The 5,896-nt window shown below is 34.8% G+C and carries 7 protein-coding genes; 5 read left to right on the top strand and 2 right to left on the bottom strand.

Annotated features, from left to right (window positions below; translation table 11 throughout):
- A partial coding sequence (locus VNJ50_RS07100) for a dipeptidyl-peptidase 3 family protein (RefSeq protein WP_414652875.1) occupies window positions 1–1,256 on the bottom strand: 1,256 nt, incomplete at its 3' end.
- 79 nt (window positions 1,257–1,335) lie between these two features.
- Here VNJ50_RS07100 and VNJ50_RS07095 point away from each other — a divergent pair.
- Window positions 1,336–2,292, top strand: coding sequence for a GyrI-like domain-containing protein (locus VNJ50_RS07095; RefSeq protein WP_325580385.1), 957 nt, complete (start codon window positions 1,336–1,338; stop codon window positions 2,290–2,292).
- The gene (gene crcB / locus VNJ50_RS07090; RefSeq protein ID WP_325580383.1) at window positions 2,289–2,657 is read left to right on the top strand and encodes a fluoride efflux transporter CrcB; all 369 of its coding nucleotides are present in this window, start codon (window positions 2,289–2,291) and stop codon (window positions 2,655–2,657) included. The genes VNJ50_RS07095 and crcB overlap by 4 nt, the downstream gene beginning before the upstream one ends.
- 162 nt (window positions 2,658–2,819) lie before the next feature.
- Here crcB and VNJ50_RS07085 read toward each other — a convergent pair whose 3' ends face one another.
- Window positions 2,820–3,431 (bottom strand): DUF1684 domain-containing protein, encoded by a 612-nt coding sequence (locus VNJ50_RS07085; protein WP_325580381.1) that lies wholly within the window; start codon window positions 3,429–3,431, stop codon window positions 2,820–2,822.
- Window positions 3,432–3,720: 289 nt separating this feature from the next.
- On the opposite strand from VNJ50_RS07085, the gene VNJ50_RS07080 reads away from it, so the two are divergent.
- The 3 genes from VNJ50_RS07080 to VNJ50_RS07070 all read left to right on the top strand — a co-directional run.
- Window positions 3,721–4,410 carry a DUF5041 domain-containing protein gene (locus tag VNJ50_RS07080; protein ID WP_325580379.1) on the top strand — a complete coding sequence of 230 codons (690 nt, stop codon included), beginning with the start codon at window positions 3,721–3,723 and terminating at the stop codon, window positions 4,408–4,410.
- A gap of 82 nt (window positions 4,411–4,492) precedes the next feature.
- Window positions 4,493–5,227, top strand: coding sequence for a hypothetical protein (locus tag VNJ50_RS07075; RefSeq protein WP_325580377.1), 735 nt, complete (start codon window positions 4,493–4,495; stop codon window positions 5,225–5,227).
- A 106-nt stretch (window positions 5,228–5,333) separates the two neighbouring features.
- On the top strand, window positions 5,334–5,896 hold a 563-nt coding region (locus tag VNJ50_RS07070), incomplete at its 3' end, for an NAD(P)-binding domain-containing protein (protein WP_325580375.1).

The raw sequence follows: 5,896 nt of genomic DNA, 5'->3' as shown, positions 1-5,896 counted from the left end.
TTGCCATAAGCTTCAATAATATTTCCGAGAGAAACGGATTTACTTCCTACTTGAGCTCTAATCCAGCTGGCATTTGGCAAGTTAACACCAATTGGTGTACTTGGTGACGCATCTCCAGATTCGCCAGCAACATTAACCACTTTATAAGTGACGCCAACAACATTTTTCTTTTTATGCGCTTCCATCAATGGCGAATTGTCCTCAAACCACTGCGCGTTATCAGAAAGCACTTTCATTTTTTGTGACATGTCAAAATCATTTATTTGAACAATGCTTTCATAGGATCCTTTGTAACCAACAGGATCATTATAAACCTCAATAAAGCTGTTGATATAATCTACATTCCCTTCTGTAGCAGCAGTCCAAGCCACATTATAATCGTCCCAAGTTTGTAAATCTCCCGTTTTATAATATTGGATCAACAAACCTAAAGCATCACCTTGTGCTTGGTTTTCGGCGCTTCCTTGGGCCAATTCCAACCATTTTATAATTTCGTCGATGGCTGCACCATATAAACCTCCAGATTTATAAACCAATTCTTTTAACTCTCCATTTTCCTTTACTAATTTAGAATTCAATCCAAAGGATAATGGTTTAGCTGGATTTGGCGATTTTTTGTTTTTGTAAAATTTTTCGACATCAGCATCGGTCACATTCGGTCCATAAAAATTCACGGCAGACATGGCCACATTATCAATCCCTTTTGATTGATCTACTTTTCTCAGATCCTTATCGTTAAAAATCACCTCAAACGCTTCGCCTTCCAATTGTGCATTGGTTGCTGTCAAAAGCGTTTTTAAATACTCCTGTGAAAATTCTGGTTGCAACTTATCATTGGAATAATGATGGTGAATGCCATTGCTAAACCATACACGTTTTAGATAGTTTTCAAACGCTTTCCAATCAGTAGTCGACTTATCACCTTCATAATTCGCATAAATGGTTTCCAATGCTTTTCTGATTTTTAGATTATGACGGTAATTCTGGTCCCACATTATGTCCCTTCCGGCTAAACCTGCTTGGGTTAAATAGTACACCAATTTTTGTTCTTTAAGCGTCAAGTTATCCCAGCCTGGAATTTGGTAACGCAAAATTTTAATATCTGCAAATTGCTCAACGGTATAATTAAATGCCGCAGTCTCGTTTTCCAAAGCCACAGAATTTTCTGTTGAATCCTTTTGTAATTGTGATTCGTTTTTACAAGAAAAACTTAAACTCAGGGCCACAACCATCCCCAATATTAATTTTAGTTTCATTTGTTGAATTTTAAATTTATATACTACAAATGTAATATTATAAAATTGTCTATCTTTGGTTAACTCCACAAAACCGACGATGAAATTTATAAAATACCTTATATTTCTTTTGCTGATAGCCTTTATCGGAATGGCTATTTATACCGCAGTCCAACCTAATGATTTTGAAGTATCAGAAACCATTACTATAAATGCTCCTAAAACCGTAATTTACGACGTTGTTTCAGATTCGACAGAGACAGATTGGTCATCATTTTGGAAAGCGACCGAAACATTACAACAAACCTCGAAAACTCCAATCGACTCTATAAATCAATTATTTACAAGCGATCGCATTAAAAAATCGGAATTAAAATGGACTTTCACTTCCAATTCCGATGGCTCAACGAACGTAACAAGAGTTTTGGATGCAGAAGCCCTATCGTTCATGACCAAAGCTAAACTGGCTTTGTTTGACGATAAAGAAGAGGATATTTCGGATCAATTTAAATCTGATCTCGAAAGTCTAAACCAAAAAGTATTAGCAAACATGGCAGTGTATTCCATCAAAGTAGATGGCATTACAGATTATGGCGGCGGATTTTACATGTATAGCACAATTTCTTCAACCAGTGGAAACATCCGTTCGTCAATGGAAAAACAACATAGCGAACTTGTTACTTTTATGAACACGCATTCCATTTTGGCTAACGGTTTCCCTTTTACCATTTATAATGAAATGGATTCTGAAACGGGCAATGTGATCATGAGCACCAGCATTCCTGTTTCCGAAAAAATAATTGTTGCTGAAAACAGTAATATCCTCTGCGGATTTATGGATCGAACATTAGCACTTAAAGTCACTTTACAAGGTAATTACACCAATTTAAAAGAAGCTTGGGCGGTGGCCAGAAAACATTTGGCAGACAATAATTTGGAAGCGTCATCAATAAATCCTTTTGAGATTTATAGAACTGATCCTAAAAAAGTTCTAAATCCAGCGCAATGGATTACTGAAATCTACATTCCTATTACCGATAATAGAGAAACCTTGTGAAACAATTGCTCTTAGTATTTTTTGGAGGTGGTTTGGGCAGTGTTCTCCGATTTATGATCGGCAGATACCTTAATAGTGCCGAAACAGGAATCCCTTACGGCACTTTTGCTGCAAACATTTTAGGCAGTTTATTAATTGGTGTCATTTTGGGTCTTGCGGCAAAAAACAATACATTGACCGAAAATCAAATCTTATTTTTAGCCACAGGTTTTTGTGGTGGTTTTACAACGTTCTCCACATTTGCTTATGAAAACCATGTCTTTTTAAAATCGGGGGATTTTATGAGTTTTGCCATCTATACCATCGGAACTTTCATCGTTGGATTTCTAGCTGTGTTTTTTGGAATGTATGTGGTAAAAAGCTGAGTCAACATTGAATATATAAGACGAAACGAAAGACCGATGGAACGATCCCTGATTCCCATAGAATTTTACTGATTTCAATTTCGAGTTTCATCCCTCACAAGAGTCACAAGGACAACAGTCCATCTTCTATTTCGCTATTTGCTATCCTCTAATAACTCCCCACTACTCTCTATTTACCTCAAACGCCTTCACACCGGCTTTAATATTAACGCCAACGTAGTTATCACGCGGCACAATTGGGCAAGAATACTTTTCGTTATAAGCACAATACGGATTATACGCCTTATTAAAATCGACAATCATCACATCACCTTCAGGAATTCTTAAATCCAAATACCGTCCGCCACCATAGGTTTCATCACCGTTGGTATCATCCAAAAAAGGTAAAAACAAATAATCCTCAAAACCTTCTTCTTTCATCAAATCCAAGTCTCTAAAAACATTTAGTGTAAACGTTTCATTTTCTAAATTAAAGGTGATTTCGCCATATTTAACATATTCCGGAAGTCGATCCGTTGTGGTTTTCATCTTGAACGGCTGTTCATCAGGTGTGGTTTTTAATGTAGCCTGGACGACATAAGCCGAATCCACTTTAAAAAACTCGAGACCTCTAAAATCTTTTCGATCTTTCTTCTTCAAAGGTGATTTTGAAGCGTCTTTAAATTCAGAATTAAGGTTGCGCTGAAATTCAGTTTCACCTTGGATAGGTTGTTTTTTCTGTGAACAACTTGTAACAAAAAACAATCCAATAAAAAATAAACTAATTGCCTTCATAATACATAGATAAGTCACAAAAATACAACTTTTAAGGTTTTTAGCTAGGTTTGACCAACAATTAAAATTGATAACATTTAAGCGTCATAAGACTCATTCCAAACCTGAAGAGCGAAAAGAAAAACTAATCTTTTCATTGTGACGCGAAGTAAGTTTTAAGAAGTAACTTGGTATGGCTTTTGATATTCCGAATACTTTTTATTATATAGCATTTGTGGACGAAATCGCAATGCAGAAACTATGTACAACTAGTTGAAAAACAACTTGTAAACTTAAAAATATTATTGAAATGAAAAAGTTTTTTATTATATTTTGTGTGTTAGTTCTACCTTTAGTTTCGTTTGGTCAGGAAATTAAAAGTAAAAACGTCGAGCTTGATGATCTAATTGTCTTACTTGGTGCTTCAGGTTATGAACTTTTCAACTTTGATGTTACCCAAATGCTTAACAAGCGATACGACATTGTGTTTATCAAAAAAGAGTTTTTAGCAGGAAAAGAAATTGAATCCTCAAATATTACTATGTTACCAAATAAAACGCTTTTGACTGATTTTCCAGAATCTGAACGGCAGAAACTTATAGATGAAGGTCGGGTTATTGACATAAAAGCCCAAGCGATTGCCCACCTTAAAAAGTTTAGTTTTGGGTTCTATCCATCGAGTAATGATTCCATCAAAACGATGCAACTCAATGTACCTGGATTTATAGTTAAGAATAGAATTCAGTTTAAGATGAAAGGATTTTCGGTTAAAGACTTAGATAAGCTATTCTATTCATACCACACACGCCCTTTCAAAATTAATGCATTTAAAGAAGATGAATTTATTCCTCTATTATTGCTCGGCTCAAGTTGGCATGATAAGCAATTTGATGTGTATCGATTTTGTGGCGAAAGAGAAATCGAACCTGATATGACGAGTGAAATATTGAAAGATGTACCACACCATTATATCCTAGGTGTTAAGTTTGTCAAAAAATAATATAGGAAAAACTACATATAATGATATAGCTTGTGGGCTATAACAACAAAAACCTCCTGCACAAATCAATCAAAACCAAAACATGAAAGACCTAATTACAATATTAACCTCACTACTTTTTTATTGGTCAGCTCAATCGCAATCCATCACATTTACTGGTAAAAACATCGTTTACTTTAATGAAGAAAAAAAAGACACCTTATACTTTACACAACAAGGCAAAAAATTCAGAAAAAAACAATTTGTTCTGATTGATGCAAATAACAATTTTGAACTAACCCTAAAAAATAAAAAGTATAAGAAATTCATCAAAAACAAATTGGTTTTAACCACTAACTTGTATTCAAAAAGGAAGAACAATGAACAGAGTTGGAAAACCTACTGTACGCAAACACTAGATATTGCCGAAATTCTTAAACTGAGCAAAAAAAGTGACATCACTGTTCGTACAGATTTGTATCTTTATTTAGGTTGCCACGACTTTGGAGTTTACATTTCCGAAATCAAAAAATTCTTTAAAGAAGGACTTTATAAAATTAACCAACAAGGTATTTCGGATATTTATATCTCAAGTTGGGGAGAAGGCGACCACATTTATAAAGGAAACGTAGTCGTGAATTTCTATGATAACGTACATGATTTTTATAATAAAAGCAAAGGCTATTATGAAGTATATCCCGAAATTAAAAAAATAAAAATAACCTTATCCAATGATCTGAAAAATGAAAAAATCGGTATCTACAAAAAAATAGAAAAACCTATCGAATACACATTTTCTTATGAAAAAATTGGAGATGATTTCTTCATTAAACCTTGATATAATCCCTATCTTAAGATTCTATAAAACAAGAGTTTTGGAACTTTGAAACTGGAATTTTTATGGATTATAAAATCATTTAAAATGATCAAAAACCCCCTAAAACATGTCAAAAACATATAAAGTACTGATTATTGGCGCAGGACCCATTGGGATTGCCTGCGCTCTGGAATGCGAAAAAAGAAATTGGGACTATCTGGTTCTTGAAAAAGGAGCTTTGACCAACTCCTTGTTTAATTACCCAAAAAACATGACGTTTTTTTCGACTTCCGAAAAATTGGAAATTGATGACATTCCTTTTATCAGCAATAATCCAAAACCCAGAAGAGACGAAGCGTTGGAATATTACCGACGCGTTGCGACTTCAAACCGCTTAAATATTCATTTGTACGAGGAAGTGATTTCAATAAATAAAAATGCCGATCGTTTTAATGTCACTTCGACAAAATCAGAATATCAGGCCGATAAAGTCATCATCGCTTCTGGATTTTATGACATTCCAAAACTATTGGACATTCCCGGCGAAAATTTGCCAAAAGTAACGCATTATTATAATGAAGCCCATCCGTATGCACTGCAAAATGTAGTGGTGGTTGGCGCCAGCAATTCTGCTGTTGATGCGGCACTCGAAATTTGGCGCAAAGGTGGAAAAGTGACCATGGTTATCAG

This window comes from Gelidibacter sp. (genome assembly GCF_035577925.1).
Lineage (GTDB): Bacteria > Bacteroidota > Bacteroidia > Flavobacteriales > Flavobacteriaceae > Gelidibacter.
Note: the sequence above shows the minus strand (reverse complement) of the source record. Positions and strands in the feature narration are given on the sequence as shown.